Origin of the sequence: Imperialibacter sp. (assembly GCF_040222385.1) — a bacterium.
Lineage (GTDB): Bacteria > Bacteroidota > Bacteroidia > Cytophagales > Cyclobacteriaceae > Imperialibacter.
The window spans coordinates 85,854-108,756 of the sequence record NZ_JAVKDF010000042.1; the positions used below are offsets into that span (position 1 = coordinate 85,854).

At 48.2% G+C, this 22,903-nt stretch carries 22 protein-coding genes; 16 read left to right on the forward strand and 6 right to left on the reverse strand.

Features of this window, described 5'->3' with window-relative positions; all coding sequences use genetic code 11:
- Window positions 1-2: 2 nt before the first annotated feature.
- The 4 genes from hisH to RIG68_RS22520 all read right to left on the reverse strand — a co-directional run bounded on the left by hisH (window position 3) and on the right by RIG68_RS22520 (window position 3,170).
- The gene (hisH, locus tag RIG68_RS22505; RefSeq protein WP_350127598.1) at window positions 3-584 is read right to left on the reverse strand and encodes an imidazole glycerol phosphate synthase subunit HisH; all 582 of its coding nucleotides are present in this window, start codon (window positions 582-584) and stop codon (window positions 3-5) included.
- Window positions 585-692: 108 nt separating this feature from the next.
- The gene (gene phhA / locus RIG68_RS22510) at window positions 693-1,427 is read right to left on the reverse strand and encodes a phenylalanine 4-monooxygenase (protein ID WP_350127601.1); all 735 of its coding nucleotides are present in this window, start codon (window positions 1,425-1,427) and stop codon (window positions 693-695) included.
- 241 nt (window positions 1,428-1,668) lie between these two features.
- A complete protein-coding gene (locus RIG68_RS22515; RefSeq protein ID WP_350127604.1) occupies window positions 1,669-1,917 on the reverse strand; it encodes a hypothetical protein in 249 nt (82 codons plus the stop codon).
- Between the two features lie 92 nt (window positions 1,918-2,009).
- A complete protein-coding gene (locus RIG68_RS22520) occupies window positions 2,010-3,170 on the reverse strand; it encodes a Gfo/Idh/MocA family protein (protein ID WP_350127606.1) in 1,161 nt (386 codons plus the stop codon).
- Window positions 3,171-3,623: 453 nt separating this feature from the next.
- Between RIG68_RS22520 and RIG68_RS22525 the strand changes: the two genes are divergently transcribed.
- Window positions 3,624-4,811 (forward strand): pyridoxal phosphate-dependent aminotransferase, encoded by a 1,188-nt coding sequence (locus RIG68_RS22525; RefSeq protein WP_350127610.1) that lies wholly within the window; start codon window positions 3,624-3,626, stop codon window positions 4,809-4,811.
- A 4-nt stretch (window positions 4,812-4,815) separates the two neighbouring features.
- On the opposite strand, the gene RIG68_RS22530 is transcribed toward RIG68_RS22525, so the two are convergent.
- A complete protein-coding gene (locus RIG68_RS22530; protein ID WP_350127613.1) occupies window positions 4,816-4,944 on the reverse strand; it encodes a hypothetical protein in 129 nt (42 codons plus the stop codon).
- A 21-nt stretch (window positions 4,945-4,965) separates the two neighbouring features.
- On the opposite strand from RIG68_RS22530, the gene RIG68_RS22535 reads away from it, so the two are divergent.
- Both RIG68_RS22535 and rlmF read left to right on the forward strand, forming a co-directional pair.
- Window positions 4,966-6,081, forward strand: coding sequence for an AEC family transporter (locus RIG68_RS22535; protein ID WP_350127616.1), 1,116 nt, complete (start codon window positions 4,966-4,968; stop codon window positions 6,079-6,081).
- Window positions 6,082-6,295: 214 nt separating this feature from the next.
- A complete protein-coding gene (gene rlmF / locus RIG68_RS22540; protein WP_350127619.1) occupies window positions 6,296-7,240 on the forward strand; it encodes a 23S rRNA (adenine(1618)-N(6))-methyltransferase RlmF in 945 nt (314 codons plus the stop codon).
- Window positions 7,241-7,303: 63 nt separating this feature from the next.
- On the opposite strand, the gene RIG68_RS22545 is transcribed toward rlmF, so the two are convergent.
- Window positions 7,304-8,710: a four-carbon acid sugar kinase family protein gene (locus RIG68_RS22545; protein WP_350127622.1), complete on the reverse strand. Its 1,407-nt coding sequence runs from the start codon at window positions 8,708-8,710 to the stop codon at window positions 7,304-7,306.
- 111 nt (window positions 8,711-8,821) lie between these two features.
- Here RIG68_RS22545 and denD point away from each other — a divergent pair, with 111 nt between their 5' ends.
- The 13 genes from denD to RIG68_RS22610 all read left to right on the forward strand — a co-directional run bounded on the left by denD (window position 8,822) and on the right by RIG68_RS22610 (window position 22,893).
- On the forward strand, window positions 8,822-9,778 hold the full coding sequence (gene denD / locus RIG68_RS22550; RefSeq protein WP_350127625.1) for a D-erythronate dehydrogenase: 957 nt from the start codon (window positions 8,822-8,824) through the stop codon (window positions 9,776-9,778).
- Complete coding sequence (locus RIG68_RS22555) at window positions 9,775-11,232, forward strand: GntP family permease (RefSeq protein WP_350127628.1); 1,458 nt, start codon at window positions 9,775-9,777, stop codon at window positions 11,230-11,232. Before denD ends, RIG68_RS22555 begins: the two co-directional genes overlap by 4 nt.
- A gap of 377 nt (window positions 11,233-11,609) precedes the next feature.
- On the forward strand, window positions 11,610-11,867 hold the full coding sequence (locus RIG68_RS22560; RefSeq protein WP_350127631.1) for a DUF6364 family protein: 258 nt from the start codon (window positions 11,610-11,612) through the stop codon (window positions 11,865-11,867).
- Window positions 11,860-12,285, forward strand: a complete 426-nt coding sequence (locus tag RIG68_RS22565) for a type II toxin-antitoxin system VapC family toxin (RefSeq protein WP_350127634.1) — start codon at window positions 11,860-11,862, stop codon at window positions 12,283-12,285. Before RIG68_RS22560 ends, RIG68_RS22565 begins: the two co-directional genes overlap by 8 nt.
- Before the next feature lie 132 nt (window positions 12,286-12,417).
- Complete coding sequence (locus RIG68_RS22570; RefSeq protein ID WP_350127637.1) at window positions 12,418-15,270, forward strand: DUF1549 domain-containing protein; 2,853 nt, start codon at window positions 12,418-12,420, stop codon at window positions 15,268-15,270.
- A gap of 11 nt (window positions 15,271-15,281) precedes the next feature.
- Window positions 15,282-16,715 (forward strand): DUF1501 domain-containing protein, encoded by a 1,434-nt coding sequence (locus tag RIG68_RS22575; RefSeq protein ID WP_350127640.1) that lies wholly within the window; start codon window positions 15,282-15,284, stop codon window positions 16,713-16,715.
- A gap of 61 nt (window positions 16,716-16,776) precedes the next feature.
- Entirely contained in the window at window positions 16,777-18,411 is a 1,635-nt protein-coding gene (locus RIG68_RS22580) for a M1 family metallopeptidase (protein ID WP_350127643.1), read from the forward strand.
- Between the two features lie 62 nt (window positions 18,412-18,473).
- Window positions 18,474-18,956: a DinB family protein gene (locus RIG68_RS22585; protein WP_350127646.1), complete on the forward strand. Its 483-nt coding sequence runs from the start codon at window positions 18,474-18,476 to the stop codon at window positions 18,954-18,956.
- A 127-nt stretch (window positions 18,957-19,083) separates the two neighbouring features.
- Window positions 19,084-19,557, forward strand: a complete 474-nt coding sequence (locus RIG68_RS22590; RefSeq protein WP_350127649.1) for an SRPBCC family protein — start codon at window positions 19,084-19,086, stop codon at window positions 19,555-19,557.
- A gap of 138 nt (window positions 19,558-19,695) precedes the next feature.
- Window positions 19,696-20,553 (forward strand): helix-turn-helix transcriptional regulator, encoded by an 858-nt coding sequence (locus RIG68_RS22595; protein WP_350127652.1) that lies wholly within the window; start codon window positions 19,696-19,698, stop codon window positions 20,551-20,553.
- A gap of 83 nt (window positions 20,554-20,636) precedes the next feature.
- On the forward strand, window positions 20,637-20,861 hold the full coding sequence (locus RIG68_RS22600; protein WP_350127655.1) for a putative antibiotic biosynthesis monooxygenase: 225 nt from the start codon (window positions 20,637-20,639) through the stop codon (window positions 20,859-20,861).
- 100 nt (window positions 20,862-20,961) lie between these two features.
- Entirely contained in the window at window positions 20,962-21,870 is a 909-nt protein-coding gene (locus RIG68_RS22605; protein ID WP_350127658.1) for an NAD(P)/FAD-dependent oxidoreductase, read from the forward strand.
- A gap of 51 nt (window positions 21,871-21,921) precedes the next feature.
- Window positions 21,922-22,893 (forward strand): NAD(P)-dependent alcohol dehydrogenase, encoded by a 972-nt coding sequence (locus tag RIG68_RS22610; RefSeq protein WP_350127661.1) that lies wholly within the window; start codon window positions 21,922-21,924, stop codon window positions 22,891-22,893.
- Window positions 22,894-22,903 lie beyond the last annotated feature (10 nt).

Consider the following 22,903-nt stretch of genomic DNA (forward strand, 5'->3'; position numbering starts at 1 on the left):
TCCTACAGTTCAATAAAGTTCTTTAGTATTCTCGCTCCGTCCACACCACTCTTTTCAGGGTGAGCCTGCACGGCGTAAAAATTGCCTTTTTGCAGCGCTGCACTAAAAGGCAGCATATAGTCCGATTGGGCAATGGTGCTGCTTCCCATTTCAGCATAGTAGCTATGCACAAAGTACAGATAAGCATCATCGGTGAGTCCTTTCATCAGAGGGCCTTTGAGTGAATGGATTTTATTCCATCCCATGTGAGGCACCTTTTCATTGGGCGGAAACTTTTTCACTTCCAGATCAAATACACCCAGGCAGGGCGTATCATTCTCTTCCGAATGCCTGCACATCAACTGTAGTCCTAAACAAATGCCGAGAAAAGGTTGTTTGAGCTCAGGGATGATTTTATCCAACCCGTTTTCTTTCACTGAAGCCATGGCCGTGCTGGCTTCTCCCACACCGGGAAAGATGACCTTGTCAGCACTTTTGAGCACTTCCGGATCATTACTCAGCACTGGTTCAATGCCCAGCCTATTGAGGGCAAAGGTGACCGACTGCACGTTTCCTGCGTTGTATTTTATAATCGCTACTTTCATTCTCTCCAATCGATAATGCTATTCTCGTTTCTGCCGCTTTTTGGACAGGCAATAGAAAACCCCGGCAAATTTATGTGAATTACCTAAAGTTCCGGGGTTAAAGTGAAATCAATGGACGTGCTGCGCCTTATCAACCTCCTCAGCAATCACCTGTTTGATCTCAGGAATCGCTTTGTAGAGCTGCTCATAGGAGTTGATAATGAAGTACTTGTCTTGAAATTTATCCTTCCAGTAAGGCGTTGCCATAATCTGCCTGACATTGAATTCATAGTGAGCAGGTTTATCGCTTAGCGAAAATTTGGTTTCTCCAGCTGAGCTTAAAATACCTGCACCATAAATCCTCAGTTCGCCATTCTCTCTGATCAAGCCAAACTCAACCGTAAACCAGTAGATCCGGGAAAGCAATTCTATGGCGTAGTCGTTGCCGCAGTATTTCAGCCCAATTTTACTCAACTCTTCCAGAAAGTTGACAAAGTTCTGGTTAGTAAGCATGGGTACGTGGGCAAATACGTCGTGAAACATGTCGGGTTCCTCCAGATAGTCGAGCTCTTTCATTTTTCTTAGCCATGTAGTGGCCGGAAAGTACCTGTTCGACATCAGTTCAAAGAAGGTGTAGTCTGGCACAAGCCCCGGCACCACCGCCAGCTTCCAGCCTGTAATCTCGTGGAGAATCTCATTAGTGTCTTCGAAATGAGGAATGTTGTTGGCCACAAAATTTGTTTGCTCAAGTCCTTTCAGGTGTGCCTTCGATGCTGCATTGGGAAGATTTACGATCTGGCGATCGTACAACAATTGCCAGACCTTGAAGTCCTCGTCGTCGTAATTCTCATAAATCTGTCTCATAAACGTATAATTTTCACTTGTTGGGTTAATGCAATTACTCTAATAACGAAAAAAGACCTGAATCATGCGATTGAGGTCTTTTTTCTAATAGCTATATAAATATCGTCTATTACTGCCTAAATCGCTCAGGAGCCACATGATGGTAATAGATATGATAGGTATTTCTGTTCATTATCTGGTATAAAGTTACAAAAAAATCAATGTTAGTAGACAGCGTTACGTCTGAACTCTCAATGAATATTCAAATGCTTCTTAATGGCCTCATGTCCAATGAATGTTTCTCGATCTCCTTCTTCAACCCTATCGCCTCAGTTACCTTACCATCGAGAGTATCAAGTTCGCCAAGCACCTTTCCTGCGAGAACATTAAAACTCTTCTTCACATCAGAAACGTCATTTTTCATGTCAGAAAGGTCATTTTTCATGTAGTCTAAAGTAACATGAATATCTCCAAGCGCATTAACAATAGCGTTTTCAGTGTTCTTGTCCATTCGTTATTGGTTTCAATTCGTAACAATATTACCAATATAATGATTCATGGCCGATATTTTGCCCCCATCACCCTTCACATGAATAAAATGTGTTAGTGCAGCTTCACCCACTTGGCGCCAGCGTCACCTGATTCAATCACGGCGTCGATGAACTTCATGCCACGCACACCATCTTCAACGGTTGGGAAATCGAGGTTTATCGGATCTGGTTTTTTGCCATCGATTCTTGCCTGCACAGTTTTGGCAAAGTTCTTATAGATATTGCCAAACGCTTCCAGGTATCCTTCGGGGTGGCCTGCCGGCGTACGTGTGTTCGCTTGGGCAACAGCGCCCATATATGCACGGTCACCACCTACCCGGTACACCTGAGTGGGTTTGTCGAGCCATTTCACCAGCATGGTGTTAGGTTCCATCTGGTGCCACTCTAAGCCCCCTTTTTCACCATACACACGAATATTGAGAGCATTTTCTTCTCCAGCAGCGATTTGGCTACAGTGAAGAACACCTTTGGCGCCATTGTCGAAACGCAGCAATATATTGGCATCGTCGTCGAGCAAACGGCCCGACACCATACGGCTTACATCGGCGCAAAGCTCTGTGATTTTAAGTCCGGTGATGGTTTCTGCGAGGTTCTCAGCATGGGTGCCTATGTCGCCCACAGCCCCTGCCTTACCTGAGCGCTTAGGGTCAGTTCTCCAGCTAGCCTGCTGGTTACCAGACTGCTCCAGCGGAGTTGACAACCAACCCTGTGGGTATTCTACCACTACTTTCCTGATCTTTCCGAAAACTCCCTCCTTAATCATTTCACGGGCTTGCTTCACCATCGGATATCCCGTGTAAGTATGTGTAACGGCAAATGTGAGTCCGGTCTTTTTCACCAAAGCCTCTAATTGCAGGGCTTCATCCAGGCTGAATGACAGCGGCTTCTCACAAACTACATGGTACCCGTTCTCCAGGGCCAACTTGGCAGGCTCAAAGTGAACAAAATTGGGCGTAACGATTGTAACAAAATCCATACGCTTGTCAGCCGGAAGTTTAGCTTCCTTCTCAAACATCTCATGGTAAGTTCTGTAGCAACGGTCTTCAGGCAGGTAAAAGTCTTTACCTGAAGCGACAGATATTTCAGGATCAATATGGAAAGCTCCGCATACTAATTCAACCTGTCCATCGAGGCCAGCTGCGTGACGGTGAATAGCGCCAATAAACGCACCACGGCCACCACCTACCATGCCCATTCTTATTTTTCTGCTCATTATCTATGATAGTTTTAGGGTGAAACAATCGAATGGCCGCCACCAGTGTCCGGCTTCTCCCGGTGGGTGGCCCGCCAATTTCACCTCAATAAATTCATTTTTCGGCTAAAAATGAAGTTTTATTCAACTCCCTGAGCGAATTTAATTTGAATGGCCCAGAGAGCGAAAAGCGTCAACAGGTCTTCAAGCAGTCTTAAGCGCTATCTGTTTTGCAATTATTACCCACATAAATTATCAACTTTCTAAAAATTAAGTAATACTTCATAACAGGCGACAATATTTTTGACTATTACCTGCGCTTTTGTTTATCTTTCCTAAGCTTATCTGAGCATCTACATTATTCGACACCCCTTTTATTTTCAGTTCCCAATCAGAGGAACATTTCAGGATTACCAGAGGCATGCTCAGGCTTCTTTTGATAATTAAACCAATATTCAAACCTGTAATAAAAGGATGGAAAAGACAACCAATCTTAATCGTAGATCGTGGCTGAAGTATAGTGCTTTGGCTGCCGGCGGTGTTGTAACCAGCGCTGCATTTCCCACATTTGCCAACAGCAAACCAGCGCTTGGCATGAAACCATATCAGGGCAAGTACAGCCTCATGGAAAACTACCATGTGATGATGGCTGACAGAGCTGATATGAAAGCGAGGCTACTTGCTAATGAAAACCCATGGGGGCCTTCAAAGAAAGCTGTTGCCGCTATTGCAGCAAGTGCTTCTATGGGCAATCGCTATGTTTACAATAGTTCGGCCAAAATGGTAGACTTCCTTGCAGAAAAAGAAGGTGTATCTAAAGAATCCATCCTTTTGTCGCCTGGCTCTACCGACATCCTCGAGAAAGTAGCTTTTTCATTGTTTATGAACGGAGGCAACATTGTTTCTGCCGACCCTAGCTACATGTCAATGATCAGAACCACTCAGTCGATTGGCGGTACATGGAAAAACATTCCATTAAAGGCAGACTATTCGCACGACCTGGATGCCATGGCCGCTGCAATTGATGATGAGACAAAGCTTGTGTACATCTGCAATCCGAACAACCCAACCGGCACCATGACGCCTGTAAGTGAGATCAAGGCGTTCTGTAAAAAGGTCTCTTCAAAGGTGCCTGTGTTTATCGATGAGGCTTATATGGAGCTACTTGATAACCCTGAAGCAAACACCGCAGTGAGCCTCGTGCAGGAAGGCTACGACGTCATCATTTGTCGTACGTTCTCTAAAATACATGGCATGGCCGGCTTGCGCCTTGGCTACATGGCCGCCAATGAAGCGAGGGTGAAAGCCATCAAGAGCATGGTTCGCACCGAAATGGGGATCAGCGTGACCTCACTTGAAGGTGGCATGGCGAGCCTGAAGGACGTTGAGTTTCAGGAATTCACCAGAAAGCACAATAAGGAGAACAGGGAGTATGTGTTCGCTGAGCTAAAAAAGGCCGGCATGAATCCAATTCCTTCGTTCACGAGCTTCATTTTATTCCCTATTCAGGTACCCACCAAGGAGTTCCTCACTCAGTTTATGGACAGAGGCGTGGGCATCAGAGGGTTTGAGATCGACGGGAAGCCTTATGCCAGGGTAAGCATGGGCACCATGGACGAAGTGAAACTGTTCACAAAAAGCCTTTATGAGATCGTCAGTTAACTGACTATGTGTTAGCTGCCCGGGCTGAGTTTCCGGCACTCAACCAGGTGCCCACAGTGATGGCCCGGGGCAGCGCCCACACATCGACAATACCCCTCTTTTCAATCGACCACCGTTCATTTTTTATAAGCACAAAGTATTTCTGTTTTAGTTCATGAATTCAGCCATTACTAAAACCATTTCATTCCTTCTCCTTATCGCTATTGGGTATTTTCTTCAGAAAAAAATCCAGGGCAAGGAGCGAAAGGATGGCATCAAGACGCTCATACTCAGCCTGGCGCTCCCTGCCACGATTTTCATTGCTTTACTGAAAATTGAGTTTTCATGGGGAATGATCATTGTTCCCGTGCTGGCTCTTGGCTTTAACCTGCTCATGTATTTGTTGGTAAGCAAGCTACCCCTGCCTTCGCTGTTTAACTTAAAAGAAGAGCAGTATCGCACACTGATCATGCTACTACCCTCACTGGCACCAGGCCTTTCGCTGTTTCCATTCATTATGGAGTACCACGGCGAGGAGCCACTGGCACTGGCTGCGCTGGCCGACGTGGGCAACAAAGTGTTTGTGCTGATAATTTTATACAGCATTGCCATGAAATGGTATTTCGACCGCAATGAGATTGGCAACCGAAACACTTCTGAAAAACTCAAAAGCCTTTTCAAATCGATGTTGGAAGAGCCTGTAAATATGGTGATGCTGGCTGCCATTGTGATGCTGGCTTTTGGACTACATTTCGACTCCCTGCCTGGCTTCCTGCGAGATTCAGTTGACAAAATGAGCCTGATGATGACTCCAATGATTCTCCTTTTCATTGGCATCTCAATCAAGTTTACCTGGCAACAAGTAAAAGCTATTTTCTCCTTCCTGTTCTTCCGGTCTGCCATCGCTTTTGTCATCAGTGGCTTGCTGCTGGTGTTACTGCCAGTAACCGACGTGCCTACCATGATTCTCATCGTGGTGTTTCCTCAGAGTGCCTGCAGTTTCTGGCCGTTTGCCCATATGTCGGCCGTTAATACGTTAGAAGGTGCGCAGGAAAACCCGATTCGCCCCCGAACATTTGACCTCGACTTTGGCATGAATGCATTAGCGTGCTCTTTGCCCTTTTCCGTAGCACTCATTCTCGGTATTTATGTATTTGAAGACTTCTTTGTGCAGCCAGCCAATGTCTTCCTCTCCTCCGGTATTTTCATTGCCCTGGCTGCGCTGCCACTCTTACTTTCCGCTCGCTGGTTCAAAACCTACGCAAGCCGACTGGTAGAAGAAAGAAGCTAATAATTCCTTTGCCCGCCTGACAAAAAAGGTGCTCAATGCATGAATGTTTTGTCGGAAATACGGCAGTTCATCGCCCAGCACACTTACTGGCAACAATTTGTAACTTTGGCCATGGATAGGATCACGTCTAAAATGAGCCTGTCGCAGAGAGAACGCCTCAATGTCAGATAAGAAAAAGAAACTTCCTGGTACATCTTCACAAGTTGGCCGAAGAATGGAAAAACCCAAATTGCATCCACGCAACAAGCACCGGCAGCGCTATGATTTCAAGCAACTTAGCAAAAGCCATCCAGCTTTGATGCCATTTGTGCGATTGAATGACTACGGCAACGAATCTATTGACTTTTTCAATCCAGAAGCAGTCAAAGCACTGAACAAAGCGCTTTTGAAACGCTATTACAATATAAAAGATTGGGATATCCCAAAAGATTATTTGTGCCCACCCATTCCCGGGAGAGCGGATTACATCCACCACATGGCAGACCTATTGGCCTCCTCTCATCCACTGTCGAAACGGGGCAAGCCTCCAACCGGCAGCGAAATTAAATGTCTGGATATCGGTGTAGGGGCCAATTGCGTTTATCCCATCATAGGGCATTCGGAGTATGGCTGGTCATTTGTTGGCACCGACATTGACCCTGTGGCCATTGAATGCGCTAACAAAATAGTTGAATCAAACGCCCACCTTCGAGGAAATGTTAGCCTGAGGCTACAACCGAACTCCAAAGACATCTTTAACGGGATCACTAAAAAGGATGAATACTTTGATCTCACCATTTGCAACCCTCCCTTTCATGCTTCTTTTGCTGAAGCCCAATCTGGAACCATTCGAAAGTTGAGAAACCTAAAGCAAAAGAAAATCACGAAGCCTGTTTTGAATTTTGGGGGACAGAATACTGAATTATGGTATGATGGAGGCGAAGAGAATTTTGTCCGGCAGATGATTCTTCAAAGCAAACAGTTTACCACTTCCTGTTTTTGGTTTTCTACGTTAATTTCAAAACAATCTAACCTTAAGAACGTCTACGAGGCACTGAAAAAGGTAGGTGCAGTGGATATTAAAACAATCCCTATGGGGCAGGGGAATAAAGTTAGCCGCATTGTTTCCTGGACTTTTCTAACTCCGGAAAGCCGAAGGAAATGGGCAAAAATGGGATAGTGAATACACTCGCATTTCTACCATTGCGTTCCCTCCAGTGCTTTTTCCTTCTCACACACAGTGCTACCCGCCGCCAAACTTTTCACACACGAGCGCCAGCGCCTGATCATCGCCGACATTTCCTGGAAACACCACGTAAACTAGCCCGGGAAACTTGCTTTCCCCTTGCAGCTTCCACACCGGCACTCCTGGAATAACCGGGCCCAATACTGTTGCCTTTTGAACTGAAAGCCCTTTGGACGCCAGGTCGCTGGAAGTAATGCCACCTTTGGCAACCATAAACTTCGGACGGACAGAAATCCCTTGCACAATGGCTACAAGGAAGCCGGACACCAGGGCATTGATTTTCAGGCTGCTTTCTGCATCTGCTCCAGTTTCCAGTCTGCGGCTCGTGTGAATCACCACATCGTCGCCAGCAGCGAGCCACACATCCACCTTGGCGCTGATGGCCTTTGCCTCGCCACTTAAGTCTTGCGGCCGAAGTAGCTGACTAACATCTACCTCCAGATTTTGTTGTTTTCCCTGCTTGAGCAGATAAGCCAGTTGGCTGGTAGTTTTAGGCACATGCGAGCCTACCACCACAAGCGACCCATGGCTGACAGCAGTGTCTTCTTTTTGTGGGTGATAAAGTTTACCTGATACCATGCCCGCCCTGATGGGCACAAAAGTGGCAGAGGTACGGTACAGAAACTTCCTACCTGACTTTTCGGCCAAGATCAAACCCATCACCCCTATCTCCAAATCCCGGTAGCTGGCAGCGTTCATAATACACACTGATCCATTGGCGCAAGCTTCCAGCTTCTCTGCAGCTACTTTGGGGCCGCCTGCCCGCAGGTCCTCGACGGACACCGAGTTGACTTCCGAGGCTTTGATCCGTCTCCTGGTTTTTTCCTCCACCCATTCCTTCAGGTTGGCGTGCCTGTACCCAAACGACACATCTTTAGCAAAAGGTGTGTCCGACACAGGCACCAGCTCTTCATTTTCGACGATGTAATGCACATCGTCCATCGTATACCTTGCTCCTTCAATGAAAGCTGGCACCAGCACGGTGACTGCTCCCTGAAGACCAAGAGCTTCGGCTACAGCGTCTACCTCCGCTGGAAAGTGGCCTCTTAAAGTAGAGTCGCTCCTGCTCACCACCACCACGTCTCTTTGACTCTCTTTTGCCGCTTCTTTAAGATTTCGCCCGATTTCCAGTGCCAGGTTAACTGCCTCTGGCTCCGGCAGGCTCCGAGAGTTGGTGAGGATGTAGAGAATGGAGGGTTTTTGTCTGAGTTCTGCCGCTATCAGGCCTACCTCCCACGAAGTAAGCACCATCACGTCGTAGCATGTCTGTGTGCCTGTGGGATCATCATCCAGCACCACAATGGTTTTTTCACTTGCCAGAAATTCCTTGTGAATGACAGGTAGGAGGTCTTCTGGATACTCCGGCGGCAATTGATTTAATTTTTGGTTTACGTTTTCGTACATCGCAAGCATCTCATCAACCACTCAAATAAGCTTCGTAGGTGGTGGGGTAACAATTTTATTATTTATCTTTTTAAGTCGAACCGATCGACCCGTTTAACAAGCCCTGAATCTATGCAAATAATTATTACCGGAGGAGCAGGTTTCCTTGGTCAGCGCCTGGCAAAAGCCCTGCTCAGCAGTAACCTTGTTTTTGACGAGCTATTGCTGGTGGACATTGTGATGCCTCCCAATCCTGAAAATGACAGCCGGGTTCGGTGCCTGCAAGCTGATCTTTCTGAAGAGGGAGTAGCCAAATCTCTTATCTCCGCCGAAACAGGTTTTGTTTTTCACCTGGCAGCCGTGGTGAGCAGCCATGCGGAGAAAGACTTCGACGTTGGCTGGAAAGTCAATATGGACATTACCCGCCAACTGCTCGAGGCCTGCCGTCATCAAAAACCAGGCATTAAGTTTATTTTCTCAAGCTCCATTGCTGTGTTCGGTGGTGACCTGCCCGCCACCGTGCTAGACACCACGGCGCTTACTCCCCGCTCGTCGTATGGTGCCCAGAAAGCGATTGGTGAACTGCTGGTCAACGACTACTCCCGAAAAGGATTGGTCGATGGCAGGGTGCTGCGATTGCCTACCATTTGTGTGCGACCAGGGAAACCCAACCTGGCGGCTTCTTCGTTTGTCAGCAGCATCATACGTGAGCCGATTAATGGAGAAGACGCCATCTGCCCGGTGTCGACCGACCTGGCGCTTTGGCTCTCAAGCCCCGAAACTGCTATCCAAAATCTTATCCATGCCACCACGCTAAAAGCGGAAGCTTTCGGTGGCTGGCGTACTGTCAACTTGCCGGGCGTCAGTGTTACGGTGCAACAAATGCTCGACTCGCTGGAGCGCATCTCCGGCCAGGGTGCTCTGGCCAGGGTGCAGTTCAAACCGGATTCAGCTATCGACGCCATTGTAAGTAGCTGGCCTGCCGCCATCGACAATACCAGAGGACTGGCACTTGGCTTCACAGTCGACGGGCAGTTCGATGCCTTCATCACGCAGTTCATTGCCTCCAGCAAACCGTCAGCGGGATGAGCGACCTCTCCATTCCCATCATTGGTCTGGCGGTTGCCGTCTTCGTCTTGATTTTGCTGGTGCTGCGCACCAAAGTGCACCCACTCATTGCTATGATTACAGCCGCTTGTGTGGCAGGCATAACAGGAGGCTTGTCGGTGAATGAAACCCTCGACGCTATTACCAAAGGTTTTGGAGCTACACTGGGCACTATTGGCATTGTGATCGGGCTGGGGGTGATGATGGGGCGTATCCTGGAAGTATCGGGGGCCGCTGAACAAATTGCCTACTCCTTTATCAAGTGGCTGGGGTATCGACGGGAAGAATGGGCATTGGCTCTCACCGGCTATCTGGTGAGCATTCCCATCTTCGTCGATTCCGCTTTTGTCATTCTCTACCCTATCGCCAAGGCGCTGGCACAAAAAGGCAGCCGATCACTCCTTACCCTCGGAGTCTCACTCGCAGGCGGCCTTATCGTGACTCATACCATGGTGCCACCAACTCCGGGGCCTCTGGGTGTGGCGGGGCTCTTCGGTGTCGACATTGGCGCCATGATGCTGCTCGGCATTGTACTAGCCCTGCCTTGCACCCTGGCGATCGTGTGGTATGGGCAGTGGCTTGGGAAAACATATCCCGACTTAGTAGGCACCGTGGTGCAGGAAGACCTGAAAGCCGTCCACGCTGATTACTTAAAAGAAAAAGAGGCCAAGCCCCTCCCGAGTCTGACAAAGTCGCTGCTTCCCATTCTTGTACCCATCGGGCTGATCTTCTTGAAGGCAGTAACCAACCTGTTCCCTTCGCTTGCAGCCACCGACAGCACAACTTTGTCATGGGTCTTGCAGGTAGTTGCCTTTGCTGGCTCGCCTGTCATTGCTTTGTGCATCAGCACGCTGATTGCGGTTTACACCCTGGTGCCTCACCTCAACCGCCACGAGACCTCCGAACGACTGGAGGAAGGGCTCAAGTCGGCGGGCATTATCCTGATGGTGACTGGCGCCGGAGGAGCGCTTGGCTTCGTGGTAAGAGAAAGCGGGTCTGGTGCTCAGCTGGCCTCGCTGATGGCCAACCTCCCTTTTTCCCCAATCATGATCCCGTTCTTTGTCGCCACCATTGTGAGGCTGATCCAAGGATCGGGAACGGTGGCCATGATCACAGCGGCGTCTATCACAGCGCCTATCCTGATCAATATACCCGATGTTAATATGCTGTTCGCAGCACAGGCAGCCGTGTTGGGTTCCTTGTTCTTCAGCTATTTCAACGACAGCTTCTTTTGGGTGGTGAACCGCATGATGGGCATTGCCGATGTGAAGCTGCAGCTCATGACCTGGTCGGTGCCTACTACCATCGCCTGGGCCATTGGTGGGGTATTAATTGCGCTGACTAATTTAATCTTTGGTGCCAATGGCTCCCTGCTCGATCCGCTGATTCCGCTGGCTGGTTTGGGCCTGATGTGGGTGGTGATAAGGAGGAAGTGAGGTTTCAAACAATAGCGAAACCATCTGGGCAAAACATGCTTCATTGAAGGTGCGTGAAGGCACGGCACCTTAACGGTAAATGGACGAAAGACCGGAGAAGGAAGGCAGGGAGTGAACAGGCGTCGGTACGGCGAGCAGGCCCTTGCGTTGAAGCCGTCAGACGCCAGGAAGGCTGAGGAAACTCCATCGGATAATCCAATCCTTGTGGCTGACGGCCACTCCACACCATCATGTCCTTATAGAAAATTTTCTGTAACTCGGTAAACTAAGGCAGACAGTCTCCGAATGTCGGATACGTGTAGTATGGTAATTATTTGCACGTATTGGCGAGTTAATATATCTTTGCACGTGTAAATTGATAATCATACAGACGTGTTATGAATACAAAGTTAACCTTGACAATTGAAGAGACTTTAATTGAGAAAGCGAAGGAATATGCAAAAGGAAAAGGGAGAAGCCTTTCGGATATAGTGGAGAATTATCTTAAGGTGATAATCAAAGAGGACAATGCAAAAGTGATAGATTCAACACCAATTGCTTCTTCTTTGAGAGGTTCCTTCAAAGCGCCTGAAGGGTTTGACTATAAAGAGGAGTTATCCAAAGGATTGTCAAAGAAATACTTGCAGGATGGATAAAGTATTAATTGATACAGATGTCATTCTCGATTTCTTTTTTGACAGGCAGCCTTTTGCCGAATATTCGGCCCAAGTAATTGGTTTATGTGAAACTGATAGGATAAAAGGATTTGTGACGCCGGTGATTTATAGTAATGTATATTACCTCCTAAGACAAACAGCAAGGCATGATAAAGTGATTGATCATCTTAAGCAATTACTCATGATTACCGATGTTTTGTTAATGGATAAGGAGGTTGTAAGCAACGCACTTAACTCTGGATTCAAAGACTTTGAGGATGGTTTACAAAACTTTGCTGCTATGAAAAATGGTGGAATTGATGTGATTCTAACTCGAAATTTAAAGGATTTTAGTAAAAGTGAGATTGGAGTATTGACTCCAGAATCTTACATTAAATCAATTATTGCCAGCCGCTAGTCGAGTAGATATCTCCACCACCTGCCTGATTAGGTTCTAATACTCCTCGGTCCGCCTAATCCGCTCGTTCAGTATCTCTGCCAATCATAACCTAAAGAATGTTTTTGTGAAAAATTCCTCCTATTTTCAAACATGGAGGAAAATGCGTGGTCTTGGATATTTCAGCTACTAGGTCGCCTGCACCCGGTAGCAGTGCACTTTCCTATTGGATTATTGATTGTTGCTCTTTTTCTTGAGGCGCTCACCCTGAATGGCAAACGGGATGGTCTAAGGGAGGGCATCAACTGGATGGTGTACCTGGGAGCCGCTTCAGCTGTATTGGCCGCTGGTCTTGGGTGGTTCCTTCGCACTTTCGATGATTACACGGGCGAGTTGGTGCAGCTTCATCAAAATCTGGGCATCGCCACAGCCGTACTTTCTATCATTGCCGCTTTCTTGCTCCAAAAAACAAATGCAGGGAAGTTACCCAATTTCTTCGCCTACCGGTCACTGCTGGTGCTATCGGTTATCTCGCTTACGATTACAGGTCACTTGGGTGCCAGCCTTACACATGGCGAAGATTTTCTATCAAGCGTACTCCCAGGAAACTCAAATCCTTATGATGATAGCAGAGGCGTGGCATTATTGGCCCAATTGAATCCACTGGACTCGCTGTCAGAAACAGAACTTGATGACCTTAATTTGGAAGTAAGGGCCATTTTTGCACACAACTGCTATCAGTGCCACAGCGAAAACAAGCAAAAAGGGGAACTGGTATTAGAGAATAAAAGAGGCGTTTTCCAGGGTGGAAAATCCGGAAAAGTGATTGTGGCGGGCCACCCTAAAGACAGCGAGCTATACAGAAGAATTTCACTGTCGTCCAACGACGATGATGTAATGCCCAAAAAGGGCAAGGTGCTGAAGAAAAACGAAGTTGCCCTGATCAAATTATGGATAGAAAAGGGAGCTCATTGGTCGGACCGGGCGTTGAAAGTATTCCCAGAAGCGGCCCTTGCTTTGTCAAAGCCGGTGTTGCCCGCTTCCTCAGAACAAGTACATCCCGTGGACAAGCTGTTGCACGTCTACTTTGAAAAGAACGGCATCGCCTGGCCTCAGTTGGTAGACGACAAAACCTTTATTCGACGAGCTTATCTGGACATTGTGGGGTTGCTGCCAGAACCGGATGCCATCATTCAGTTCGTCGATAATCAGGACGCCAACAAACGTACGCAACTGGTCGACCGCCTGGTGGCAGATAATAGCAACTACACACAGCACTGGCTGAGTTTTTGGAACGACCTGCTAAGGAATGATTACTCAGGCACCGGATTCATCACTGGCGGCAGAAAGCAGGTCACTGACTGGCTGTACAAATCGCTGCTAGCAAACAAGCCGTACAATGCGATGGTGAAGGAACTGATCAACCCCACACCTGCCTCCGAAGGGTTTATCAAGGGCATCCAATGGAGAGGCGTGGTCAACGCCAGTCAGCGAACCGAAATGCAGGCTGCCCAAAATATTGGCCAGTCACTACTGGGAGTAAATGTAAAGTGTGCCTCTTGCCACAACAGCTTTGTAAGCAACCTTACCCTGGAACAGTCTTATGGCTTTGCTTCCATATTTGCCGATTCGGTGATGGAACTCAACAGGTGTGATATACCCACTGGAAAAATGGCCCAGGTCAGTTTCTTATATCCGGAATTGGGGTCGGTGGAGGCCGACAGCCTAAAAGAACGCTTGCTAAAACTTTCAGAGGTCATTGTGAAGCCGGAGAATGGCAGGCTGTACCGAACCATTGCCAACAGAATATGGCAAAGGCTGATGGGGCGGGGTTTCATCGAGCCTCTGGATGAGATGGACAAGACCCCATGGGATGCTGATTTGCTCGACTGGCTGGCGGCGGATTTCATTGAGTCGGGGTATGACCTAAAGCAATTGATGCGCACCATCATGACATCTAAAGCCTACCAACTGCCAACGGTGAGCTACGAAAAGTTGGAACAGGTGAAATCAGCTCGCTACGTGTTCAATGGGCCGATTGTCAGGCGAATGAGTGCCGAGCAATTTTCTGACGCAGTAAGCCAGGTCATAGCCCCGGTTTATTATGCAGCCGCTTACAACCCTTCCGGCGATCAGCTATCTTCGAACAGGGTTTGGCACAGGGAAAGGAAATTTGACAGGGACGTACTGCCTGAACCCGGCACGAGATATTTCCGCCACAAGTTTACCCTGACTGACCGGGAAATCATCAACGCTCAGGCCCTGATTTCAGTTGATCATTCTTATTCGTTTTACCTGAATGAGAGCAAGGTGGCTGAAGATACCGACTGGAGAAAAGTAAATAAGCTGGACGTGACGAAGTTCCTGCGAAGCGGGGAAAACGTCATCGCCATCGAGGGAACAAACGAAGGCCCAATTGCCAACCCTGCGGGGATATTGTTTGCAATGAAGATTCAGCAAAAGACCAGTCTTGAAACCACTATCCAATCAGCCAACGGCGAAGGTTGGAAAAGCACCGACGTGAACCCCGGCAAAGAATGGCTGAGCGCTGCGTTCAATGATTCTGGTTGGGAAAACGTCCGCAACTATGGCTCCATGCATTGGGACCAGCTATTGGGTTTCATCTTCGAAGACAGTATGCCTACCTATGCCCGGGCCAGTCTCGTCAGGCAGCATCCGTTTTTGAAAGCACTTGGTCGGCCAAGCAGGGAAAATGTAGCCACCTCCAGAGATGATCAGGCCACTTTGCTGCAATCGCTGGAACTCACCAATGGTGCCTATTTCAACCAGGTACTTGAAGAAGGTGCCAGCAGCTGGCTACAGCAATATGGTAGCGACGGAGCAAGCATTGTCGACGCTCTTTACTTAAAGTGCCTTGGCCGGAAACCCTCGAACAAAGAAAAAGACATTATGCTGACTGCTTTGGGAGACACACCGGACAAAGAAGGCTTGCAGGATGTGTTTTGGGCCACGTTGCTCTTGCCTGAATTTCAGTTTATCTATTAGAACGAGAAACAATGAACCATCACATAGCCAATTCACGCAGAGAGTTTATGAAGAAAATGGGGGCTGCCAGCCTTGCCGCTGCGGCTGTCAGCCTTCCCACTACCAGTTTTTTAAGCTCATGCAGCACTGCCCCGGCAATTCGTTCTACGGCTGACACCGTCATACTGCTATGGATGGCCGGAGGCATGGCGCATACCGAAACTTTTGACCCAAAGACCTACACACCCTACACAAAGGGCGTCGAGAGCAAAAGAATTTTAAGTTCGTTTCCAAAGGTTCCGACAGCGGTGGATGGACTATATTTTTCAGAAGGCCTTGAGTCCATTGGCAGTGTAATGGACAAAGGCGCTATCATTCGATCCTACAAATCGGCCGACCTGGGGCACATCCTTCATACCCGCCACCAGTACCACTGGCATACTTGCTATGAGCCTCCACAGTCGGTGCAAGCGCCGCATATTGGTGCCTGGATTGCCAAAGAGCTGGGGCCAGTCAACCCGGTGATTCCTCCTTTTATTGCTATGGGCCAGCGTTTCACTGTTGGGGAAGGCGAAGAACTAAAAGCTTTCCATACGGCTGGGTTCCTGGGCAGTGAATATGGCCCGTTTCTCATTCCCGATCCTTCAAGTGGGCTGGAGAGCGTTCGTCCTCCTCAGGGCATGTCAGTCAAAAGGTTTGAGGCAAGAAATCAGCTTTACAAAGAATTGGCCAACAAAAGTGAGGTGATGGAACGAGGCAGTGATTACCAGCGGGAGTCACTGATGCGGTCGATGGAGCAGTCGTACCGGTTGTTGAATTCGCCCGAGTCGCAAGTGTTTGATTTGACACAGGAGCCAAAGGAGAAGTACGACATCTACAACACCGGCCGGTTTGGGCTAGGCTGTCTGACCGCCAAAAGGCTGGCCATGAATGGTGCCAGGTTTGTGAGCGTATCCACAGAATATGAGCCATTTCTTGGGTGGGATACGCATGAGAACGGACATACCCGTGTGGTGAAAATGAAGGAACTGATCGATGGCCCGGTTGCGCAGCTTGTTAAAGATTTGGATGAATCGGGCCATTTGGACAGAACGCTCATTGTGCTGGCCAGCGAATTCAGCAGAGATGCGCTGCTGGAAGGACGCCCCGGCGAAAAAGTACAAGACCAGGTGGATCAACCAGACATCATTGAAAACGAAAAATTCTATGGCATGCACCGGCATTTCACCGACGGCAGCTCTATACTCATGTGGGGAGGCGGCATCAAAAAAGGGTTGGTTTACGGCAAAACTGCCGATGAAAGACCTTGCTCGTCGATTGAAAATACCGTCGTTATTGACCAAATACACCAGACGATCTACCATGCTTTAGGTATCCACCCTGAAACAAACTACACGATTGAAGGCCGCCCCTTCTACACCACGCCAGACGGGCAGGGAAAAGCCGTTTTGGAGTTGCTTGCATAAGGCGGCTTAAGTTGGATTGGCTAAAGCAAAAGTTATATCTTGCTTCCTCTTATTCTCGCTTATGAAATCGTTGACATTATCCCTTTGCTTCGTCATTGGCTTTGCGACTACGGCACTTGCACAGTCTCCCAAATTCACTCGTCAGGACACACTCCGTGGCTCCATCACCCCGGAAAGAGCATGGTGGGATTTGGTACATTATGACCTCGGGGTGAAGGTCGATCCGGAAGCGAAAACTTTCTCGGGTCAGAACACGGTAACCTACAAAGTGCTTACGGAGGCCAAAACCATGCAAATCGATTTGCAGCACCCCATGAAAATCACTGAGGTGATGCAAGACGGCAAGGCCTTGAAATTCCTTCAAAATGGCAATGCCTGGTTCATTAGCCTAAAGAAAAAGCAGGTGCCCGGTGCCGTGAACAACCTGACGATTAGCTATGGTGGAAGGCCGCAAGTGAGCAAACGCCCACCCTGGGAAGGAGGCGTTACCTGGACGAAAGACAACAACGGCAACGACTTTATTGTGACGACCTGCCAGGGAGACGGTGCCAGCCTGTGGTGGCCCTGCAAAGATCACATGTACGACGAAACCGACAGCATGACGATCAGCGTGACGGTGCCAGACCACCTGATGGATGTTTCCAACGGGCGATTGAGAAAAACCACCGACAACAACGACGGCACCAAAACCTTCGAATGGTTTGTGTCCAACCCCATCAACAACTACGGAGTGAATGTGAACGTGGGTGACTATGTTCACTTCGGGGAAGTATATGACGGTGAAAAAGGCCCGCTTGACTGCGACTACTACGTTTTAAAAGACAACCTGAAGAAAGCCAAAACCCATTTCGAAGACGTGCCCAAAATGCTGGCAGCTTTTGAGCACTGGTTTGGCCCCTACCCTTTTTATGAAGACAGCTACAAACTGGTGGAAGTGCCCTATTACGGCATGGAGCATCAAAGCAGCGTGACCTATGGCAACTTCTACAAAAACGGCTACCACTCCACTGATGTGAGCGGCACAGGCTGGGGCTTCAACTTCGATTTTATCATCGTGCACGAATCGGGGCACGAGTGGTTCGCCAACAACATTACCTACAAAGACATTGCTGACATGTGGGTGCATGAAGGATTCACGGCGTACTCGGAGAGTTTGTTTCTTGACTACTTCTACGGCAAAGAAGCGAGTGAAGAATACGTGATTGGCACCCGCCAGAACATTCGAAACGACAGACCAATCATTGGGTACTACGAGGTGAACAAATCAGGCTCTGGGGACATGTACTCGAAAGGAGCCAATATGCTGCACACCTTACGGCAGCTAGTAAACGACGACGAAAAGTGGCGCATGATGCTGCGGGGCCTCAACAAAGAGTTTTACCACCAGACAGTAACCAGCGACCAGGTAGAGCACTACCTTGCCATGCAGTTTGGGGGAAATTTGAGGCCGTTTTTTAACCAGTACCTGAGGGATGTGAGGATTCCTGTGTTGGAATACAAGGCTGACGGCAGCGGCCTCAGCTACCGATGGACGAATACGGTGGAGAATTTTGCCATGCCCGTAGAGGTGACTATTGATGGTAAAGCACAAAGATTGAAACCCACTGGCGAATGGAAAACATTGAAACTTGATAATCCAGCCAAAAAGGTGGAAGTGGACAAGGATTACTATGTAGAGAGTAAACTGGTCAAGTAGTATGTTTGTTTCTTCTGTTCCGGCGATTGAATCGAACCATCATTAATTGAAGTGCTTGCACCATGATGCTGAACTATATACTGGCCGAATTTTATCAAAGAGACCTTCGTCAGCTGATTAAGGAGGTTAATCAATTTAAAGACGAAAGCAACCTCTGGAAAACGACGGGGGCAGTGAAGAACTCAAGCGGCAATCTCGTTTTGCATATTCTGGGAGGAACCAACTACCTTATTGGCACCGTGCTGGGCGGCACAGGCTATGTTCGTCATCGTGATGAGGAGTTTACCCGGAAGAACATACCCGGAAATGAGCTGGTCGATCAGCTGGAAGGGCTCGCAGTTATAGTCACTAAAACATTGCACTCCCTTTCGTCCGACCAAATGGAAGCCGAGTACCCCATCTTTTTTGACAGGCCCAAAACTACTGTAGCGTATGTGCTCACACAACTGGCGCTGCATTTGAATTATCATTTGGGGCAGGTGAACTATCTTAGGAGAATACTGGAAGCTCCTGAAAACACCACCCAGCCGCAATCGACCCCTTAAATTATCGGGTTGACACGCCTGATCTGCAACGATTTACAACTACATTTGATGTAGTTGAATCAATGATCCCTGGCCGTTAACCATCGATTTGTCGGCACGGGGCAACCCACTATAAATGAAAGCTGATATGAAAAAGTTGCAATTCAAAAAAGACATCAAAGCACCTGCTGCCAGGGTTTACAACGTCATGCTCGGCATTGACAATATCAAAACCTACCAGGAGTGGACAGCCGCCTTTAACCCGACCTCTACCTATGAAGGGGATCCCTTTGAAGGGAGCTGGAGCAAAGGCAGCAAAGTACTTTTTGTTGGGCAGGATGAAAATGGCAAAAGAGGCGGCATGGTGTCAGAAATTGTGGAAAATAAGCCCTCTGAGTTTGTCTCCATCCGGCACTATGGGCTGATAGATGGCGACAAAGAAATCACCACTGGCCCGGCCGTTGAAAAATGGGCTGGCTCGCTGGAAAACTACTCTTTTCAGGAAAAAAATGGCATTACCTCTCTCGTCATAGACATTGATGTAGCCGAAGAGTACATCGACATGTTCAGCACAATGTGGCCTGCAGCACTTGATAAACTGAAGGAGATGGTGGAAGGTTAACCTGCTACACGGAAAAAAGTATTCAATCCACTCTGATACAATCATTTGGGGAAATTGTAAATTAACGTTGTCGCAATAAGTCAGGAGACAAACCTCTGTACTGAGGAGTCTGGACTAGCTACTGATCAACGAGGTCGTATGGAGAAAATCCCAGTGAGAGATATTCGTACCACTGACAATCAGGTCTTTGGTCGATGTAGCATTCGAAGGATAGAAGATATTCTGGAAGGAAAGGATTTGCTTCACGCTCTACACAGACACAACTTCTTTTTTATTCTGGCGGTGTCGCAAGGTGAAGGCGTTCATGAAATTGACTTTGTACCTTTTCAGGTGTCGCCGGGATCAGTCTTCTTTTTGCGGCCAGGCCAGGTCCACCGACTGCTGTTGAAAGCCAACTCAAGTGGCTACCTGATGGAGTTCGATCTTGAGTTTTGCGGATCCAAAGACAAAAGTGTGGCTCAGCGCCTTAGAAAGGCTAGCAGTAAAAACTTTTGCCAACCAGAGGATAGCCGGTTCAAAAAATTGGATAGCCTTTTGTTAAACATGTTTGATGAGCACTCCACCAGACAGGACGGCTACCTTGACGCAATTAAAGCGAACCTGGAGATATTTTGTATCGAGTACAGTCGACAAAGTACGAACCCCGGTCCGGCAACAAATAGCAACAGCCTCTACGCTCAGGAAAGATTTGAAGAGCTACTGGAACTACTGGAGGACAAAATCAGCCAAATCAAAAATGCTTCGCAATATGCTGAAATGCTCCATCTTTCTCCCTACCAGCTAAATGCCATCACTAAAGCTTCGGTAGGCAAAACTGTCTCTGACCTCATTGAAGAGCAAGTGATCCTGGAATCAAAACGTTACCTGCTTGCCACCCCCAATCAAGTGAAAGACATTGCCTGGGACCTTGGCTACGAAGATGTTTCCTATTTCATCCGGTTCTTCAAAAAGCACACCGGACTGTCGCCGGACGCCTTTCGTAAGAACTTCCGATAAGTCCTACCCAACTTCACTTTCGTCCTACCCCACCCCCTTTTGTTCATTCTACTTTTGTAACGTAAAGTTTAAAGAGTATCAAAATGAACAAAAAAACACGCCTGATGGCCTCGCTAAAGATATGGCTGGTCATCTATCCCTCTATCACTCTGTTTCTGGCCATTTTCGGTGAAAGTCTCGCTGAATTGCCTCTTTATCAGAGAACCTTCATCCTGACCATCTCCCTGGTACCATGGATGATGTTCGTAGGTGTGCCCTTGGTCGACCTCGTGATAGGGCAATTTTCCAACAAGACCAATAACAGCTAAAGTCGTGCTTTCACGACGTCAGGTCATACAATTCGTGGGTATCGCAACAGCCATAGCTCTCTTGCCAATCCCACCATTTGCACATTCAATCAGCAAAAATATGGAACAAGAGGAAAAATTAGACGCAATAATTATTGGTGGCAGTTATGCAGGGCTGGCAACAGGCCTCGCATTGGGCCGGGCACTAAGAAAGGTGCTGATCATCGATAGCGGGGAGCCTTCGAACCGACAAACACCGTATTCACACAACTTCCTTACTCAGGACGGCATACCCCCAGCTGAAATTGCAGCAATTGCCAAACAACAGGTATTGATGTATGGCACCGTAAGCTTTCTGCAAGAACGGGTAGTAGATGCCACAAAGCAGGCGAAGGGATTCAAAATTAGTGTTCAATCCGGCGAATCCTTTACAGCTAAGAAATTGGTTTTTGCTACAGGCATCACAGACGTCATGCCGGACATTCCCGGGCTCACCGAAAGCTGGGGGAAAAGTGTGCTTCACTGCCCCTACTGCCACGGATACGAGGTGCGGAGTCAAAAGACCGGAATACTTGCCAACGGAGATAGCGGCTATGAATTCTGCTCGCTCATTGCTCATTGGACGAGCGACCTGACACTATACACCAACGGCAGTAGCACACTGACACACGAGCAAACCGTCCGACTGCACAAGCACAAGATTAACATCGTTGAAGATGAAATCTATAAACTAGGCCAGACGAACGGGTACCTGAACAGCATACAGTTCAAGACAGGCAGGGTGGAGCTGGTGACTGCCTTGTATGCCCGGCTCCCTTTTCAGCAGCACTGCGACATTCCACAACTACTCGGCTGCGAGCTGACTAGCGATGGCTACATCAAAGTGGACGCTGCACAAAAAACATCTGTATCAGGTGTATTTGCCTGCGGCGACAATGCCACTCGTATGAGAACAGTCGCCAATGCGGTTTCTATGGGTACAACAACCGGGTTGACGGTAAACAAAGAACTGATTGAGGAGGAGTTTTGAGGGCACATTAATTATGCAATTAATCCAAAACGAAAACAATACACTTTCGCTATGAAAGCCTACACAAAAACAACCTATGGAGGGCCGCAAGTCCTCAAATTGGACGAAGTGGCCCGGCCTGTGACCAAAGAAGGCCACATTTCAGTAAAAGTTCATGCCAACTCGGCCAATCCAGCCGACTGGCATATCCTGCGGGGCAAACCCTTTTTTGCCCGCCTTAGCTATGGCTTATTCAAACCGAAGAATAGAGTCCCCGGGGCAGATTTTTCGGGCATTGTTGAAGAGGTGGGAGCAAATGTGGGCCAGTTCAAGGTTGGCGATCGGGTATTTGGCGGCACACTCAGCGAGGGTGCTTTTGCCGAACTTAAAAACGTGCCAGCAGGTATGTGTGCCATGATGCCCGAAAATGGAGCTTTCCCGGAAATGGCAGCCGTTGCAATGGCAGGTGCCACGGCGCTCCAGGCACTGATCACTCACGGTAAGCTAGAAAAAGGCGAGAGCGTCCTCATTAATGGATCCAGCGGCGGAGTCGGCCACCTGGCCGTGCAGATTGCCAAAGCCTATGGTGGTTACGTAACGGCAGTTTGTTCAAGCAAAAAAGTTGATTTTGTCCGATCCCTCGGGGCCGATCAGGTCATTGCCTATGACAGGAAAAATATTCACAAGCACGCAGGACAGTATGACCTAATCATTGATACCCACGGCAATTTGTCCTTTGATGACTACCAAAGAATGGGCAGGCGGGGAGTAATGGTTGGATTCACTTCCATGAAGCAAATGATGTCTTTGATTTGGCGAAAAGCATTTAGCCGCTTCTCCATCGCACAATTCACCGCTGAACCCAATACGGCCGACCTGACTACGCTAGCCTCACTAGTGGAAAGTGGCAAAATCAAGGTTCACATAGAGAAGATTTTTTCCTACAGGGAAATACCCCTGGCCATCAGCCACATTGAACGCATGAAAACCAGTGGAAAAGTAGCGATGGTGTGGGATAACCCCAGTGCAAAGACAAGACAATAACCCAAAACAA

Bases quoted from the DNA above. Each gene is read 5' to 3' on its own strand.
- rlmF (WP_350127619.1), top strand. From the start codon at position 6,296: ATGGAAAAACCCAAATTGCATCCACGCAACAAGCACCGGCAGCGCTAT.
- denD (WP_350127625.1), top strand. From the start codon at position 8,822: ATGCAAATAATTATTACCGGAGGAGCAGGTTTCCTTGGTCAGCGCCTG.
- RIG68_RS22555 (WP_350127628.1), top strand. From the start codon at position 9,775: ATGAGCGACCTCTCCATTCCCATCATTGGTCTGGCGGTTGCCGTCTTC.
- RIG68_RS22595 (WP_350127652.1), top strand. From the start codon at position 19,696: ATGGAGAAAATCCCAGTGAGAGATATTCGTACCACTGACAATCAGGTC.
- hisH (WP_350127598.1), bottom strand. From the start codon at position 584: ATGAAAGTAGCGATTATAAAATACAACGCAGGAAACGTGCAGTCGGTC.
- RIG68_RS22610 (WP_350127661.1), top strand. From the start codon at position 21,922: ATGAAAGCCTACACAAAAACAACCTATGGAGGGCCGCAAGTCCTCAAA.
- phhA (WP_350127601.1), bottom strand. From the start codon at position 1,427: ATGAGACAGATTTATGAGAATTACGACGACGAGGACTTCAAGGTCTGG.
- RIG68_RS22580 (WP_350127643.1), top strand. From the start codon at position 16,777: ATGAAATCGTTGACATTATCCCTTTGCTTCGTCATTGGCTTTGCGACT.
- RIG68_RS22585 (WP_350127646.1), top strand. From the start codon at position 18,474: ATGATGCTGAACTATATACTGGCCGAATTTTATCAAAGAGACCTTCGT.
- RIG68_RS22575 (WP_350127640.1), top strand. From the start codon at position 15,282: ATGAACCATCACATAGCCAATTCACGCAGAGAGTTTATGAAGAAAATG.
- RIG68_RS22535 (WP_350127616.1), top strand. From the start codon at position 4,966: ATGAATTCAGCCATTACTAAAACCATTTCATTCCTTCTCCTTATCGCT.
- RIG68_RS22560 (WP_350127631.1), top strand. From the start codon at position 11,610: ATGAATACAAAGTTAACCTTGACAATTGAAGAGACTTTAATTGAGAAA.
- RIG68_RS22565 (WP_350127634.1), top strand. From the start codon at position 11,860: ATGGATAAAGTATTAATTGATACAGATGTCATTCTCGATTTCTTTTTT.
- RIG68_RS22605 (WP_350127658.1), top strand. From the start codon at position 20,962: ATGGAACAAGAGGAAAAATTAGACGCAATAATTATTGGTGGCAGTTAT.
- RIG68_RS22570 (WP_350127637.1), top strand. From the start codon at position 12,418: ATGGAGGAAAATGCGTGGTCTTGGATATTTCAGCTACTAGGTCGCCTG.
- RIG68_RS22545 (WP_350127622.1), bottom strand. From the start codon at position 8,710: ATGTACGAAAACGTAAACCAAAAATTAAATCAATTGCCGCCGGAGTAT.
- RIG68_RS22515 (WP_350127604.1), bottom strand. From the start codon at position 1,917: ATGGACAAGAACACTGAAAACGCTATTGTTAATGCGCTTGGAGATATT.
- RIG68_RS22590 (WP_350127649.1), top strand. From the start codon at position 19,084: ATGAAAAAGTTGCAATTCAAAAAAGACATCAAAGCACCTGCTGCCAGG.
- RIG68_RS22520 (WP_350127606.1), bottom strand. From the start codon at position 3,170: ATGAGCAGAAAAATAAGAATGGGCATGGTAGGTGGTGGCCGTGGTGCG.
- RIG68_RS22600 (WP_350127655.1), top strand. From the start codon at position 20,637: ATGAACAAAAAAACACGCCTGATGGCCTCGCTAAAGATATGGCTGGTC.
- RIG68_RS22525 (WP_350127610.1), top strand. From the start codon at position 3,624: ATGGAAAAGACAACCAATCTTAATCGTAGATCGTGGCTGAAGTATAGT.